The following is a 14,374-nucleotide window of genomic DNA, read 5'->3' as shown; positions in this document are numbered from 1 at the left end:
TGTCAGCGGCGCCGCAGGCCCACGGCGCGGGACAGGCTGGCTGCGCACAGCAGGGCGAGGCCGACGCTCCAGGCGCCGATCACCGCCAGCCCGGTCCCGGGCAGCTTCCCGCCGTACAGGGCCCACTGGCCGAGGTGGGAGATCCAGTAGGTCGGAAGGGCCTGCCCGACACCCTGCATCCAGGCCGGGAACATCTCCAGCGGCATCCACAGCCCGCCGAAGATCGCCATCGCCATCATGGTGATCACCCCGCCGGCCATCGCGGTCCCGCCCCTCAGGAGCATGCCGAGCACCAGGCCGATCAGGATGGTCGGCAGCAGCCCCAGCCAGAGCACCGCGATGGTGGCCAGGAACGGTCCGGGTCCGGCCTCGACCCCGGTGGCCAGCCCGACCAGCCCCACCGCCACCAGCGCGGGCAGGATCACGGCGCTGGCCGCCATCACGGAGCCGGTCAGGAAGGAGCGCGGGGAGAGTCCGGCGACGATCAGCTGCCGCAGGAAGCCGCTGCGCTGGTCCTCCTGGATCTGGGTGCCGGCGGTGACGGCGGCGCCGAGCCCGCCGTAGGCGGCCATGTTCACCATCACCATGCCGCGGGCGCGGCCGTCGTCGAGATCGCCCAGCAGCATCGAGAACAGCAGGTACATGCCCACCGGCAGCGCGATGGTGAAGACCATGAACATCACGTTGGTGACGGTCATCGCCGTGGTGTGCAGCGCGTAGCGCAGGGTGCGCGCGATGGGGGTCGGGACGGGCAGCGGGGCGGCGAGGGCGGTCATCGGGTAACTCCTTCGGTCTCGGGGTGGTCGGTGATGTGCAGGAAGGCCTCTTCGAGGCCGGGCGCGGTCACCAGCACCTCGTGGACGGCCGCGGCGAGCGGGCCGGTCAGCAGGGCCCGCAGGGCGGCGTCGGAGTCCGAGCAGAGCGCGCGGACCCGGCCGGGATCGGCCTCGTCGGGCGCGGCGCTCTCGACGCCGGGCAGCTGGGCGATCTGCGCCGCCTCGGCGCCGCGCAGGGTCAGCACCCGCCCGGCGACGATCGCGCTGATCTCGGCGCCGGTGCCGTCGGCGACCACGCGGCCGCGGTCGAGCACCACCACCCGGGCGGCCTCGCGCTCGGCCTCCTCGAGGTGGTGGGTGGCGAAGACGATGGTCCGGCCGGTCGCGGCGACGGTGCGCATCTGCTCCCAGAAGGCGCGGCGGGCGCCGACGTCCATGCCGACGGTGGGCTCGTCCAGCAGCAGCACCCGGGGGTCGCCCAGCAGGGCGATCGCGAAGCGGACCCGCTGCGCCTGTCCGCCGGAGAGGGAGCCGATGCGGCGCCGCAGGAGATCGGCGACGTCGGCCTGGGCGACGGCGTCGGCCAACGGCATCGGATGCGCCTGCAGGGCGTGCAGCATCCGCAGCATGGAGCGCACGGTCTGGTCCGGCAGCAGCGCGCCGCCCTGGAGCATGGTGCCGATCAGTCCGGTGCGGGTGGCGGTGACGGGGTCGGTGCCCAGGACGCGCACCCGGCCGGCGTCGGGTGCGACCAGGCCCACCATCATCTCCATGGCGGTGGACTTGCCGGCGCCGTTGGGGCCCAGCAGCGCGACGAGCTCCCCGGGGGCGATCTCCAGGTCCAGGCCGTCCAGGGCGCGGACGGGTCCGTAGTGCTTGGTGACGCCGCGCAGGCTGAGGGCGGCGGTGCCGGTGGCGATGGCCGGTGGGGCGGGGGCGAGAGTGGTGTCCATGGCATCGAGCCTCCCGCGGCGGCACAGCCGCTGCCAGGCACGATGATCACCTCCTGCCCATGACAGTCGTCATGGCCCTGCCCGCTACGCTGGATCCGTGCTGATCAGACAGGTGCGGCCCTTCGACGCCGGCTCCGGTGCGGCGGCGACCCGCCCGGTCGACGTGCGCATCCGCGGCGGCGTCATCACGCAGATCGCGGCCTCGCTCCCGGCCACGCCCGGTGAGCCGCGCCTCGACGGCGGTGGGGCGCTCGCGATCCCCGGGCTCTGGGACCAGCACGTGCACACCGGCCAGCTCGCCCAGGCGCATGCCCGGCTCGACACCAGCGGCGCGGGGAGCGTGGGCGTGATCCTCGAGCTGGTGGCCGCCGAGCTCGCTCGGCGCCGGGAGGCGGGCACCGGGGCGCAGCAGGCGGTGATCGGTTTCGGGCACCGCCTGGTGGACCTGGTGGTGCGGCCGACGGTGGTGGCGCTGGACGAGGTGACCGGTCAGGTGCCGACGGTGCTGATCGGCGGGGACGCCCATCACGCCTGGCTGAACTCCGCGGCCCTGCGCCTGCTGGGGGTCCCGCCGCGCGACGGGATCCTCGGCGAGGAGGACTGGTTCGCCCTGGTCCCGCGCCTCACGGCGCTGCCGGGGGTGGCCGAGGCCTTCGCGACCGGCGCCGCGATGCTGCAGCGCCAGGCACTGCAGCGCGGCGTCGTCGGCCTCGTGGACATGGAGTGGGGCCGGCCCTGGGAGACCTGGCCCGAGCGCTCGCCGCGGCTGCGGATCCGCACCGCGGTGTACCCGGCGGAGCTCGCGCACGCACCGGGGCCCACCGGCACGGTGCTCGAGGCCTCCGGCCTGGTGACGATGGGACCGCTGAAGGTGATCGTCGACGGGGCGCTGGGCTCCCATTCGGCGTACACCCGCGAGGACTACTCCGACGGTCACGGCTACGCGGGACGCGGCGTGCTGAGCGTCGGTGCCGCGGAGCTCACCGCGGCGCTGCGGCGGGCGAGGGCGCAGGGGCTGACCGCCGCCGTCCACGCGATCGGGGACGCCGCCGCCGGCCTGAGCCTCGAGGCGATCGCGGCCGCCGGGATCCCGGCGCGCCTCGAGCACGCGCAGATGCTCACCGACGCGGACATCGCCCGCATGGCCGCCCTCGGCGTCACCGCCTCGGTCCAGCCCGCCCACCTGCTCGATGACCGCGACGCCACCGAGGGCATCTGGCCCGACCGGGCCGGTCAGGCGTTCCGGCTGCGGGACCTGCTCGCGGCCGGGGTGCCGCTCGCGCTCGGCTCCGACGCCCCGGTGGCGCCGCTGGATCCGTGGCTGGCGATGGCGGCCGCGGTGCATCGCAGCGCCGATGACCGCCCCGGCTGGCATCCCGAGCAGCAGCTGCAGCCACGCGAGGCGCTGGCCGCCTCCACCGACGGGGTCACCGCGCTGCGCGTCGGCGGCCCCGGCGACCTGGTGCTGCTCGCGCAGGACCCCTTCGCCGACGTCCCGCTCGGGGCCGACGGGCTGATGGTCGACGCCGCCGCCCGCGAGGCGGCGCAGCGGCTGCGGGAGACCCGCGTGCTGGAGACCGTCGTCGCCGGGCGGCCGGGGCTCTCGCGCTGAGGGAGCGAGAGGAGCGCGGAGAGAGCGGGGAGAAGAAAGAGGGAGGGGAGAGACGGGAGGGAGGAAGAGGAGGGAGGGGGGGGGGGGGGGGGGGGGGGGGGGGGGGGGCGGGCGGGGGGGGGGGGGGGGGGGGGGGGGGGGGGGGGGGGGGGGGGGGGGGGGGGGGGGGGGGGGGGGGGGGGGGGGGGGGGGGGGGGGGGGGGGGGGGGGGGCCCGGGGGGGGGGGGGCCCCCCCGGGGGGGGGGGGGGGGGGGGGCGGGGGGGGGGGGGGGGGGGGGGGGGGGGGGGGGGGGGGGGGGGGGGGGGGGGGGGGGGGGGGGGGGGGGGGGGGGGCGGGGGGGGGGGCGCCCCCCCCCCGCGCGTGGGGCACACTGGCGCCATGAGCCCGAGGCACGATCGTGAGGACCTGCTGCACATCGGCGCGGTCGCCGAGCGCACCGAGATGAGCCTGCGCACCCTGCGCCACTACGACGAGATCGGCCTGGTCACGCCCTCGGAGCGCAGCGAGGGCGGTTTCCGTCTCTACTCCGAGCAGGACGTCCAGCGGATCCTGCTGATCCGGCGCATGAAACCCCTCGACTTCAGCCTCGAGCAGATGCGCGAGCTGCTCGATGCCACCGACGCCGTTGCCCGCCCCGAGGCGCCCGAGAGCGCCTTCCGGACGCTGCGGGAGTTCGAGGCGACCGCCATCGAGCGGCGCCGGGGACTGGAGAGGAAGCTGGCCATGGCCGATGAGTTCCTCGCCCGGCTCGGCGACCTCTCGGAGCGGCGGACCCCGGTGACGGACACCTCGTCCCGACCGCCTGAACTCTGACGTAACGTGAGGGTTGAGCCCTTCCCCACTCCCCTAGGACCCTCCGTGACCTCTGTCCGCACTGATCCGGTCGATCAAACCCACTCCCAGCGGCGCCCCGCCACGGTGATGCAGGCCCTGCGCAGCCCCCGGATGCTGAGGACGGAGGTCCTCGCCGGCCTGGTGGTCGCGCTGGCCCTGATCCCGGAGGCGATCTCCTTCTCGATCATCGCCGGGGTCCCGCCGCAGGTGGGACTGTTCGCCTCCTTCACGATGGCGGTGACGATCTCGGTCGTCGGCGGCCGCCCGGCCATGATCTCGGCCGCCACCGGCGCGATCGCCCTGGTGGTCGCCCCGATCGCGCGCGAGCACGGGATGGACTACCTGATCGCCACCGTGCTGCTGGCCGGGGTGCTGCAGATCGTGCTGTCCCTGCTGGGGGTGGCCCGGCTGATGCGGTTCATCCCCCGCAGCGTGATGACCGGCTTCGTCAACGCCCTGGCGATCCTGATCTTCCTCGCCCAGCTCCCGCACCTGTTCGGCGACGACATCCCCTGGCTGGTGTACCCGCTGGTCATCGCGGGTCTCGTGATCATCGTCGGCTTCCCGAAGCTCACCGGTGCGGTGCCGGCCCCGCTGGTCGCGATCGTGCTGCTCACGGCCGTGGTGCTGGTGGCCGGATGGACGGTCCCCAACGTCTCCGACCAGGGCGAGCTGCCGCAGTCGCTGCCCGAGCTGGTGATCCCGGACGTCCCGCTGACGATGGAGACCCTGCAGCTGATCGCGCCCTACGCGCTGGCGATGGCGCTGGTGGGCCTGATGGAGTCCCTGATGACCGCGAAGCTGGTCGACGACGTCACCGACACCCACTCCGACAAGACCCGCGAGGCCTGGGGCCAGGGCGTCGCCAACCTCGTCACCGGCGCCTTCGGGGGCATGGGCGGCTGCGCCATGATCGGCCAGACCATGATCAACGTGAAGCAGTCCGGGGCGCGCACCCGGTTGTCGACCTTCCTGGCCGGCGTGTTCCTGCTGATCCTGGTCGTCACCCTGGGCGACATCGTGGGCCTGATCCCGATGGCCGCGCTGGTCGCGGTGATGATCATGGTCTCCGTCGCCACCCTGGACTGGCACAGCATCCGCCCCTCGACCCTGCGCCTGATGCCCTGGTCCGAGACCGCCGTCATGGTCGTCACCGTCGTCGCCACCGTCGCGACCGACAACCTGGCCATCGGCGTGATCCTCGGCGTCGTGACCGCGATGGTGCTGTTCGCCCGCCGCGTCGCCCACCTGGTGCGGATCGAGAAGGTCTCGGAGCAGGACGTCGACGGCGACGGCAGCGTCGACGTGCGCCGCTACTCGGTCACCGGCCAGCTGTTCTGGGCCTCCAGCAACGACCTGGTCTACCAGTTCGACTACGCCGGCGACCCCGGGACCGTCATCATCGACCTCACCTCGGCCGACGTCTGGGACGCCTCCACCGTGGCCACCCTCGACGCCGTGCAGAGCAAGTACGCCGCCCGCGGCAAGCAGGCCCGCATCGTCGGCCTGGACGGCGCGAGCCTCGAGCGTCTCGAGAGGCTCTCCGGCAAGCTCGGCGACGGCTCCTGAGACGCCTCGTCGACGCGCATCGCGGGGTGGGGGAGAATGACGGCGCGCTCAGGACTTCGAGCGCAGCCGAACAGGGAGGATGACCGATGATGAGCGAGACCCCCGAGAGCCCGGCCGACGACCAGCACACCGACGTCGAGGAGCTCAGCGACGAGGGAGTCGGCGGCACCGTCGGCTCGAAGGACACCTTCGAGCCCGAGGAGTCCGAGTCCCCCGAGGCGGAGTCCGCCGGCTCGCCGGAGCAGTGATCGCCTCAGCGCGATGAGCCCGCAGCGCTCGGGTGGCGTCGGGGTCCGGGCCCGGACCCCGACGCCTTCCGAGCGGTCGGCCGCCGCAGGGTCGGCGCCACCGCCAGCAGCCCCACGATCCCGGCCGCGCCGAAGGTCAGCGCCGGCGAGGTGGCCCCGAGCAGCGCTCCCCAGGCCACCGAGCCGGCCGCCTGGCCGACGGCCAGCGCGATGAACAGCCAGACCGTGCCGGTGGCGGCGCGGTCGGGCAGGGTCCGCACCGCCCAGATGATGAGGACTCCCGACAGCGCGGTGTAGCTCGCCCCGAACAGGGCCGCGGCCAGCAGACCCGCAGCCGTCACCCCCGGCGCCGCCCCCAGCACGACGGTCGCCAGCGCCATGGCGAGCGTGGTCGCCGCCCAGGCCCGGCGCAGGCTCCCGGCCTGCACGATCCTCCCGGCGCCCGCCCCCAGCACGCCGCAGGCGCCCAGCACCATCCAGGCCATCACGGAGTAGGCCGCCGCCCCCTCGCGCGAGGCCTCCATCACCGAGCGGCCGAAGGTCCAGATCGCCGCGCTCGCGGCCCCTGCCAGCGCGGCCGCGCACAGCGGCGCGGCCAGCGGCGCCAGGAGACCCCGGCCCGTCCCCGCCGGCGGCCCGTCGGCCCGCACCGCCGCGGACCGGTCGCTGCGCAGCGTCGCGAGCATGGCCAGCAGCGCGATGACCGCGATGGCGGCCCAGCCCGCCCGCCACTGCTCGGCGGTCAGCACCAGCAGCGCCCCGGCCGCGACGATCCCCGCCCCGGTGCCGGCGTTGACGATCGGCTGCGCGGCCTCCTGGCGCGCCGGCGGGAGGTTCCGCTCCAGCAGCGTCACCAGACCGGGGGTCGCGAAGCCCGCCCCCGCGCCGGCCAGGACCACGCTGAGCGCCAGCACCCCCGCGGTCGGCGCCGCCGCCACCCCGGCCGCCCCCACCGCGGCGGTGGCGCCCGCCAGCACCACCAGGCGGCGGGGGCGATGCCCGAGGCGGGTGGCGAGCAGCGCGGCGACGCAGTAGGAGAAGAAGCTGCCGGCCTGGATCAGTCCCGAGACGGCGGGGGTGATCGCGAAGGCCTCGGTGAGCTGCGGCAGGAACAGGCCGTAGCCGAAGCGCGCCAGCCCGTAGGTCGCCGCGATCAGGATCATGCCGCTGATGACGAGCGCTCGCATCGTCCTGCCCCCTGCCGCCGACACCATAACGCTCGTTACGGTAAGGCAGAACGAGCACTCACCGCAACGCCCGTTATGGTGGAGGGGTGCCGACCACCGCCCGACCCCCCGCCCGCGAGCGGCTGCTGCAGGCCGCCGAGACCGTGCTGTTCGAGCGCGGCATCCGCGCCACCCCGGTCGATGAGCTGCTGCGCCATGCGGAGGTGTCGGTGGCCACGCTCTACGCCCAGTTCGGCAGCAAGGACGCCCTGGTCGCCGAGGCCCTGCAGCGGCGGCTGGCGAACTGGCGGGCGGTGTGGGACGAGCAGGTGATCGCCGCCGACGACGACCTGGGCCGCCTCCTGGCCCTCTTCGACGCGCTGTCCCTGTACCGCGACGGACGCCGCCCCCGCGCCCGCTGGTGCGCCTTCCTCGCCACCGCGGCCGAGCACCCCGAGGCCCCCGCCGAGATCGACGAGGTGCTGGCGGCCGACACCGCGCTGCTGCGGCAGCGCCTCGAGCACCTCGCCGCCCCCCTGGCCGGCGAGCACGCCCCGCAGCTCGCCGACGAGATCCTGCTGATCTACAACGGCACCCTGGCCGCGTTCCTGCGCGGCCGACCCGCGGACCCGATCGACGTCGGCCGCCGGCTCGCGCAGCGCGCGGCGGGAGGATACTCCCTGCGCTGAGGGCTCCCCGCCCCGGCCGGCCCCAGGCCGGCGGCGGGCTTACAGTGGGCGCAGCCACCAGCCGCCGGTCCAGGAGCCTTCGCATGAGAACACGACGGGAATCGCCGGCCGCCGCCGAGCCGGCCCCGTCGCGCCCGCCCGGTCCCTGGTCGGACTCGCTGGGAGTGGCCGGCGCCCGGGCCGGCCAGCTGCTGCTGATCGGCGCGGTGGTCGGGGTGGTGGTGTGGCTGCTGCTGCGGGTGACGCTGGTGGTGATCGCCGTCCTGGTGGCGCTGATCCTGGCCTCGGCGCTCTCGCCCCTGGTGCGGTGGCTGGTCGCCAAGGGCTGGCCGCCGGTCGCGGCCACCCTGGCGGCGTTCCTGGCCCTGACCGTGCTGCTGGTCGGCGTGGTGGGCGGGGTGGTGATGGCCATCCGGAACGAGTGGAGCACCCTGGTGGCCTCCGCCGAGCAGGGGTGGGAGGAGCTGCTCAGCTGGATCGTCTCGGGACCCGTGCCGGTGGACCCCGCCCTCATCGACGACGCCACCGAGCAGATCACCGACCTCGTCGCCAGCGGGGACTTCGCCGGCAACCTCGCCAGCAGCACCCTGGTGGGCCTCACCGCCGCCACCGAGGTGCTCACTGGCATGGTGCTGGTGATCGTGCTGCTGTTCTTCTTCCTCAAGGACGGGACGAAGATCTGGAACTTCTTCCTGCGCTGGTTCCACGGCGAGACCCGCGCCAAGCTCGCCGAGACCGCCGACCGCTCCTCCGCCGTGCTCGGCGGCTACGTGCGCGGCACCGCCACCGTCGCCCTGGTCGACGCCGCCCTGATCGGCATCGGCCTGGCCATCATCGGGGTGCCGCTGACGGTGCCGCTGGCGGTGATCGTCTTCATCGGCGCGTTCATCCCCGTCGTCGGCGCCACCCTCGCCGGCATCCTCGCCGCCGCCGTCACCCTGGTGACCATGGGCCCCCTCGAGGCCCTGATCGTGGTCATCATCGTCGTCGGCGTCAACCAGCTCGAGGGCAACCTCCTGCAGCCCGTCGTGATGGGCCGCACCCTGAGCCTGCACCCCCTGATCGTGCTGCTGGCCCTGACCATCGGCACCATCCTCGGCGGGATCTTCGGAGCGGTCCTGGCCGTGCCCTACACCGCGATGGCCTGGACCGTGGTCCAGATCTGGACCGACCGCTACCAGGCGGGGCCCGATCCGGTGCTCGGCGACGACCCGCTGGAGCCGAAGGACCGCGCCGCGAACAAGGCCACCGTGGCCCAGCGGTGGAAGTACCGGCGCATGCGACGCCAGCGACCCGGCGACAGCCTGGGCGCCGTCGGCAGCGACACCCCCGAACCCCCTCCCCCGACAGGAACCCCATGGACGCTCCCCGCCGCTTCGACACCATCTCGGTGATCTTCAACCCGAACAGCACCGGGGAGGCGCCGCGGCTGGCCGCCACCCTCCGCGACCAGTTGGAGGAGGGCCTGCCGGGCACCCCGGACATCCGCCTGCTGCCCACCCAGCACGCCGGCCACGCCGTGGACCTGGCCCGCGAGGCGGCCGGCACGCCCAATGCGCTGGTGGTCTCGGTCAGCGGCGACGGCGGCTACAACGAGGTCGTCAACGGGGTCATGGCCGCGGGCAGCAGTGACACCGTCTGCGCGGTGATGGCCGCGGGCAACGCCAACGACCACCAGCGCACCAGCAGCACGACCCGGCTGGACCGCGCGATCATCGAGGGCCAGGTGCGCAGGATGGACCTGCTGCGGATCACCGTGGGCGACGATCCCGAGGCGCAGGCGATCTACGCGCACTCCTACATCGGCTTCGGGCTGACCCCGGTGGTCGCGATCGACATGGAGAAGGGCAACAAGGGCGCCCTCAAGGAGATGGTCTCGGTGGTGCGGACCTTCTCGCGCTTCGAGCCCTTCCGCATCGACGACAGCGACGGCGTCCGACGCGAGATCGACAGCCTGGTCTTCGCCAACATCCCCCAGATGGCCAAGTACGCCACCCTGAGCGAGGCGCAGGAGCGCCCCGACGACGGGATGTTCGAGGTGATCCTCTTCCCGCACACCGCCAAGTGGCGGGTGCTGCTGAAGGCCGTGCGCGCCGCCACCACCGGGCTCGGCGACCAGCCCAGCGTGCGCAGCTACGAGTTCACCACCATCGACCCCCTCCCCTATCAGCTGGACGGCGAGGTGCGCTCCGCCCCGGCCGGGACGACGGTGCGGGTCGAGTCCGTGCCGTCGGCCCTGCACGTCCTCGGCTGACCCGGCGGCTCAGCCGCGGCGAGCGACGTGCAGGGCCTGCGCGATGAGCACGCCCTGCAGGGGCAGGCGCCCGTAGGCGAGGCTCCGGCTCGGCGCAGGCCGGTGCGTCCAGTCCGCGGCCATCTGCAGGTTCGCCGGGAACACGGCGACCAGCAGCGCCGCCGCCGCGACTCCGCCCCGCCGGCGGGTCGGCGCAGCGGCGAGCAGTCCGGCGACGCCCAGCTCGGCGATCCCGGAGGAGGCGGTGTAGCACCGTGCCGGCCCCGGCAGCGACCGCGGCACGATGCTGTCGAACGGCGCCGGGCGGACGAGGTGCAGCGCTCCCGCCCCGGCGAGCAGCACGCACAGGAAGCGGGCCGTGCGCCGCGCGCCGCTCACGCGCCGGCCCCGCTCGCGGTCAGGACGCAGAACTCGGTGCCGGAGGGATCCTGGTGCACGCGCCAGGGCAGGTCGCCCCAGCCGGGATGGAGCTCGCGGCCACCGCGCTCCTGGATCCCGGCGGCGACCGCGTCGGCGTCGTCGTCGGCCTCGAGGCGCACGTCCAGGTGGATCCGGTTCTTCTGCCCGCGCCGCTTCGGCTCGGGCTCCGGGCACAGCTCCAGCAGCGGACCGCGCCGGGAGAGATGGGCGCCGTCGGAGAGGACCAGCCGGGTCTCGTAGAGGTCCTGCTGATGCGTGAGCGCGGTGGTGCCGAGCGCCGCCGCCCAGAAGCGCCCCAGGCGGAGCGGATCGACGGCATCGATGACGAGGTTCTCGAGGAACATGCGGTCAGCGTAGGGCAGCGATATTCGGTGGACCACCGGCGGCGGCCCGCCTACGGTGATCCCAGTCGTCGGCCCGCGCGGGCCGACCCGGAGGGAAGGATGAGCTGATGGCCGTGACCGTGCCGACCCCTGCACTCCTCCCTTCCGCCCCGACCCGCTGAGCGCGCCCGCGCCGCCGGTCCTCCCTCAGGAGACCCCGTCATGACGTCGTCCTTCGACGCCCACGCCTTCCTCACCCTCGACGACGACCAGCGCTGGTCCAGCTGGCCCGAGACCGCCCACACCCTGGACCGCGGACCGCAGCCCTTCCCCGCCTGGGTGGTCCAGCACGACGGCGCCATCGACACCGAGCTCGGCATCCTCAGGTCCGGCAAGGAGGCCGACGCCTTCCTGCTCGACCGCGCCCTGCCCGCCGAGCGCCTCACCGGCGCGCCGGGCGAGGCCGTGCTGATGGTCGCCAAGCGCTACCGCTCCCCGGAGCACTCCGCGTTCCACCGCTCCCACGAGTACACCGAGGGGCGGCGCACGAAGGACTCCCGCGAGGCCCGCGCCATCGTCCGGGGCACGGCCTTCGGCCGGCAGGCAGCCGCCGCGCAGTGGGCCCGCACCGAGTTCGACGTGCTCTCCCGGCTGTGGTCGGCGGGGCTGCCGGTCCCCTATCCGGTGCAGATCCTCGGCACGGAGGTGTGCATGGAGTTCATCGGCACCGACGACGAGCGCGGCGCCGTCGCCGCGCCCCGGCTGCAGGAGACCGCCCCGGACCCGGCGACGGTGCGCCGCTGGGCCGAGCGGCTGCGGGACGTGGTCGTCGACCTCGCCGCGCTGGGACTGGCCCATGGCGACCTCTCCCCCTACAACGTCCTGATCGACACCCGGGCCGCGCTCCCCGATCCGGTGATCATCGACGTCCCGCAGACCGTCGACCTGATCGCGAACCCCCACGGCGCCCGCTTCCTGCGCCGCGACTGCGAGAACCTCTGCACCTGGCTGCGGGCGAAGGGGGCACCGCCGTCGGCCGCGGATCCCGCCGAGTGGTGCGCCGCGAGCCTGCGCAGCTGGGAGGCCCGGTGATCAGCGACGCCCGCCTGCAGGAGGTCGCGAAGCGGCTCGGCGCCGTTCCCGGCATCACCGCCGTCGCCCTCGGCGGCAGCCGCGCCCGCGGCCTCCACCACCCCGACTCGGACGTCGACCTCGGCCTCTACTACGACGCCGCGGCGCTCGACGTGCCGCGGCTGCGCGAGACGGCGTCGCAGCTGGCCGGTGCGCCGGTGGCCGTCGCGGGCCCCGGCGGATGGGGGCCGTGGGTCGACGGCGGGGCCTGGCTCCACATCGACCACGCCGCGGTGGACCTGATCCTGCGCGATGCGGAGCGCGTGCGGGAGCAGCGGGACCGAGCCCGCCGCGGCGACTTCGCGACCCACCAGCAGACCGGTCATCCACTGGGGTTCCTCGACGTCGCCTACGCGGGCGAGGTCGCCGCCTGCCGCCCCCTGGTCGACCCCGACGGGCTGCTCGAGCAACTGCGCGAGGGGCTGGACCCGTATCCGCGCGCACTGCGGGACGCCGTCGTCGAGCAGCTGTGGAGCGCGGAGTTCGTCGTCGCCGGGGCCCGCAAGGTGGCCGGCCGCGGCGACCTCGCCTACCTCCAGCTCTGCTGCGCGACGGCGCTGATGTGGTGCGCCCACGCGTGGCACGCGGAGGCCGGCGCCTGGGTCACCAACGAGAAGGGACTGGTCCCCGCCGTCGCACGCCTCCCCATGGACACCCTCGACTTCTCGCAGCGGGCCGCCGCGGCGCTGGCGGGTCTCGGCGCCGCGGCCTTCGGCGGTGACCTCGTCGCCGCGGTCGCCGAGGTCGAGCACCTGGTCACCGCCACCCGGGAAGCACTGAGCGGGCCCGCCTGAGCGACCGCCCCGGGCCTCTCAGCGCCGGCGGCCGAACCTCCACCACCGTCGGCGCGGCGGCTCCACCGCGGCCGGCGGCGCGGGCGGCGGGGCGGCCGGGGCCGCCTGCGCCCGCAGCTCCCGCCAGCGCTGCGCGGCGTCGTCCGCATCCCACGCCGGCGCGATCAGGGTCTGGAAGGGGTTCGCGCGACGGTCCTCGTGGACGCGGTCGCTGAACTCCTCGGCGTACTCGCGGGCCGCCTGCTCGCTGGGCAGCTCGACGAGGGTCTCCTCGCGCCGCTCGAACTCACGGCGCAGCAGCACCACCACCGGCAGCATGGCCTCGGGCTCGATGTAGCCCTGGGCGATGCGCTGCTTGACCCACCAGTCCGGGTCGTGGACGTCCGGCAGGTCCAGCGGCCTGCCGGCCCCGGGCAGGTTCTCGAAGTCCCCCCGCGCCATGGCCCGCTCGATCGCCGACTCCACGCTGGCGACGTCGGGCGGCAGCGGGGGCCGCTCCTGGTCGCGTCCCGTCATGGCCCTGCGGCGTCCGCCCCGGCGTCGGCCGCGAACCCGGGGCGGCCCTGCAGCACCAGCTCGCGATAGATGACCCGGTAGCCGAGCTTCTCGTTGACCCAGATCATCCAGGGGTTCACATGCGAGTTCCAGGTCACCACGCTGCGCAGCTGCGGGGCCTGCTGCCGCAGCTGCCGGTGGGTGGCGACCTTCAGCGCCAGGCCCAGCCGGTGCCCGCGATGCTCGGGCATGACCAGCGTGTTCTCCTGCCAGCCGACGGTCGTGCCGGGCGCGGTGTGGACGTGGACCTCCGAGTTGCCGACGAAGCTGCCGTCGGGCGCGACCGCGACCGCGATGATGGCGCGCAGCCCCGACTCCCGTCGACGCCGCTCGTTCTCGCGGATCCGCTCCGGTGTGTACTCGGGGGCCTCGTGCTCGAACTCCTCATCGGGCTCGTCGAGCTCGAGCTGACGCATCAGCACGCCGTAGGTGCCCAGATGCGGCTCGGGGACCTCGTCATCCCACACCTCGATGCGGTACGGGCCGGTCCTCTCCGCCGCCTCCGCCTCGAGGGCGTCGAGGAGGGCGTCATCCAGCGGGAGCGGCACCGCCCGGCACACGGCGAGGTTCTTGCGGGTGATCCCCAGCCGCCGCGCGAGCCGGTTCACCGGCTCCTCGGCGCTGTCGGGGTCGCCGTCGGCCGGGACCTCGCCGTACCCCTCCACGAGCGTGCGGCCGGAGTCGCGGATGGCGGGGATCAGCGCCTCCTCGACCAGCGCCGTGGCGATGCCGTGGCCGCGGAACGCGGGATGCACCTCCACCCCCACGGAGATGGTCTCGAGGTTCTCCCGCAGCGGCACGAAGGTGGTGGCGCGGCCGACGAGGCTCTCCCCGCCCTCGATGGTCTCGGCCAGGGCCACCCAGCGCCGGGTGGTCCAGTACGGGGAGTCGGTGAGGGTGGCCCGCAGCTGCTCGCGGGTGAGGTCCTGGGAGCCGCCGTAGGCGTGCTCGTCGAGCGCCCTCTCGAGGGCGCCGTACTGATCGAGCTCGACATCGGAGGTGGGGTCCAGCGGACGGATCGAGAAGTGCATGGGGGAAGTGGACCACAT

The 14,374-nt window shown here is 74.5% G+C and carries 16 protein-coding genes; 9 read left to right on the top strand and 7 right to left on the bottom strand.

Annotated elements, in window-relative coordinates; genetic code table 11:
• Window positions 1–2 precede the first annotated feature (2 nt).
• Complete coding sequence (locus tag ACOJUI_RS03125) at window positions 3–776, bottom strand: ABC transporter permease (RefSeq protein WP_422116652.1); 774 nt, start codon at window positions 774–776, stop codon at window positions 3–5.
• Window positions 773–1,729: an ABC transporter ATP-binding protein gene (locus ACOJUI_RS03120; RefSeq protein ID WP_422116651.1), complete on the bottom strand. Its 957-nt coding sequence runs from the start codon at window positions 1,727–1,729 to the stop codon at window positions 773–775. The genes ACOJUI_RS03125 and ACOJUI_RS03120 overlap by 4 nt, the downstream gene beginning before the upstream one ends.
• Window positions 1,730–1,826: 97 nt before the next feature.
• Here ACOJUI_RS03120 and ACOJUI_RS03115 point away from each other — a divergent pair, with 97 nt between their 5' ends.
• From ACOJUI_RS03115 to ACOJUI_RS03100, 4 genes are all read left to right on the top strand, one after another.
• Window positions 1,827–3,341, top strand: a complete 1,515-nt coding sequence (locus tag ACOJUI_RS03115; protein WP_422116650.1) for an amidohydrolase — start codon at window positions 1,827–1,829, stop codon at window positions 3,339–3,341.
• 379 nt (window positions 3,342–3,720) lie between these two features.
• Window positions 3,721–4,155: a MerR family transcriptional regulator gene (locus tag ACOJUI_RS03110; protein ID WP_422116649.1), complete on the top strand. Its 435-nt coding sequence runs from the start codon at window positions 3,721–3,723 to the stop codon at window positions 4,153–4,155.
• Window positions 4,156–4,200: 45 nt separating this feature from the next.
• On the top strand, window positions 4,201–5,745 hold the full coding sequence (locus tag ACOJUI_RS03105; protein ID WP_422116648.1) for a SulP family inorganic anion transporter: 1,545 nt from the start codon (window positions 4,201–4,203) through the stop codon (window positions 5,743–5,745).
• An 89-nt stretch (window positions 5,746–5,834) separates the two neighbouring features.
• Window positions 5,835–5,993 (top strand): hypothetical protein, encoded by a 159-nt coding sequence (locus ACOJUI_RS03100; RefSeq protein ID WP_422116647.1) that lies wholly within the window; start codon window positions 5,835–5,837, stop codon window positions 5,991–5,993.
• 5 nt (window positions 5,994–5,998) lie between these two features.
• Here ACOJUI_RS03100 and ACOJUI_RS03095 read toward each other — a convergent pair whose 3' ends face one another.
• Window positions 5,999–7,180, bottom strand: coding sequence for an MFS transporter (locus tag ACOJUI_RS03095; protein WP_422116646.1), 1,182 nt, complete (start codon window positions 7,178–7,180; stop codon window positions 5,999–6,001).
• A gap of 86 nt (window positions 7,181–7,266) precedes the next feature.
• Between ACOJUI_RS03095 and ACOJUI_RS03090 the strand changes: the two genes are divergently transcribed.
• From ACOJUI_RS03090 to ACOJUI_RS03080, 3 genes are all read left to right on the top strand, one after another.
• A complete protein-coding gene (locus tag ACOJUI_RS03090) occupies window positions 7,267–7,848 on the top strand; it encodes a TetR/AcrR family transcriptional regulator (protein ID WP_422116645.1) in 582 nt (193 codons plus the stop codon).
• Window positions 7,849–7,931: 83 nt separating this feature from the next.
• Entirely contained in the window at window positions 7,932–9,242 is a 1,311-nt protein-coding gene (locus tag ACOJUI_RS03085; protein ID WP_422116644.1) for an AI-2E family transporter, read from the top strand.
• The gene (locus ACOJUI_RS03080) at window positions 9,206–10,102 is read left to right on the top strand and encodes a diacylglycerol/lipid kinase family protein (protein WP_422116643.1); all 897 of its coding nucleotides are present in this window, start codon (window positions 9,206–9,208) and stop codon (window positions 10,100–10,102) included. The genes ACOJUI_RS03085 and ACOJUI_RS03080 overlap by 37 nt, the downstream gene beginning before the upstream one ends.
• A 9-nt stretch (window positions 10,103–10,111) precedes the next feature.
• Here ACOJUI_RS03080 and ACOJUI_RS03075 read toward each other — a convergent pair whose 3' ends face one another.
• Together ACOJUI_RS03075 and ACOJUI_RS03070 are read right to left on the bottom strand one after the other, a co-directional pair.
• The gene (locus ACOJUI_RS03075; RefSeq protein WP_422116642.1) at window positions 10,112–10,480 is read right to left on the bottom strand and encodes a hypothetical protein; all 369 of its coding nucleotides are present in this window, start codon (window positions 10,478–10,480) and stop codon (window positions 10,112–10,114) included.
• Entirely contained in the window at window positions 10,477–10,866 is a 390-nt protein-coding gene (locus tag ACOJUI_RS03070; protein WP_422116641.1) for a VOC family protein, read from the bottom strand. Before ACOJUI_RS03070 ends, ACOJUI_RS03075 begins: the two co-directional genes overlap by 4 nt.
• Window positions 10,867–11,067: 201 nt before the next feature.
• Between ACOJUI_RS03070 and ACOJUI_RS03065 the strand changes: the two genes are divergently transcribed.
• Both ACOJUI_RS03065 and ACOJUI_RS03060 read left to right on the top strand, forming a co-directional pair.
• Window positions 11,068–11,937 carry an RIO1 family regulatory kinase/ATPase gene (locus tag ACOJUI_RS03065; RefSeq protein WP_422116640.1) on the top strand — a complete coding sequence of 290 codons (870 nt, stop codon included), beginning with the start codon at window positions 11,068–11,070 and terminating at the stop codon, window positions 11,935–11,937.
• A complete protein-coding gene (locus ACOJUI_RS03060; RefSeq protein ID WP_422116639.1) occupies window positions 11,934–12,770 on the top strand; it encodes a nucleotidyltransferase domain-containing protein in 837 nt (278 codons plus the stop codon). Before ACOJUI_RS03065 ends, ACOJUI_RS03060 begins: the two co-directional genes overlap by 4 nt.
• Before the next feature lie 18 nt (window positions 12,771–12,788).
• On the opposite strand, the gene ACOJUI_RS03055 is transcribed toward ACOJUI_RS03060, so the two are convergent.
• Window positions 12,789–13,286, bottom strand: a complete 498-nt coding sequence (locus tag ACOJUI_RS03055) for a DUF1992 domain-containing protein (RefSeq protein WP_422116638.1) — start codon at window positions 13,284–13,286, stop codon at window positions 12,789–12,791.
• The gene (locus ACOJUI_RS03050; protein ID WP_422116637.1) at window positions 13,283–14,356 is read right to left on the bottom strand and encodes a GNAT family N-acetyltransferase; all 1,074 of its coding nucleotides are present in this window, start codon (window positions 14,354–14,356) and stop codon (window positions 13,283–13,285) included. Before ACOJUI_RS03050 ends, ACOJUI_RS03055 begins: the two co-directional genes overlap by 4 nt.
• Window positions 14,357–14,374: the final 18 nt, after the last annotated feature.

The organism is Brachybacterium sp. UNK5269 (assembly GCF_049266655.1).
In the GTDB taxonomy this organism is placed as follows: Bacteria; Actinomycetota; Actinomycetes; order Actinomycetales; family Dermabacteraceae; genus Brachybacterium.
The sequence above is the reverse complement of the archived record's forward strand: the minus strand, read 5'-3'. Positions and strand labels throughout refer to the sequence as shown.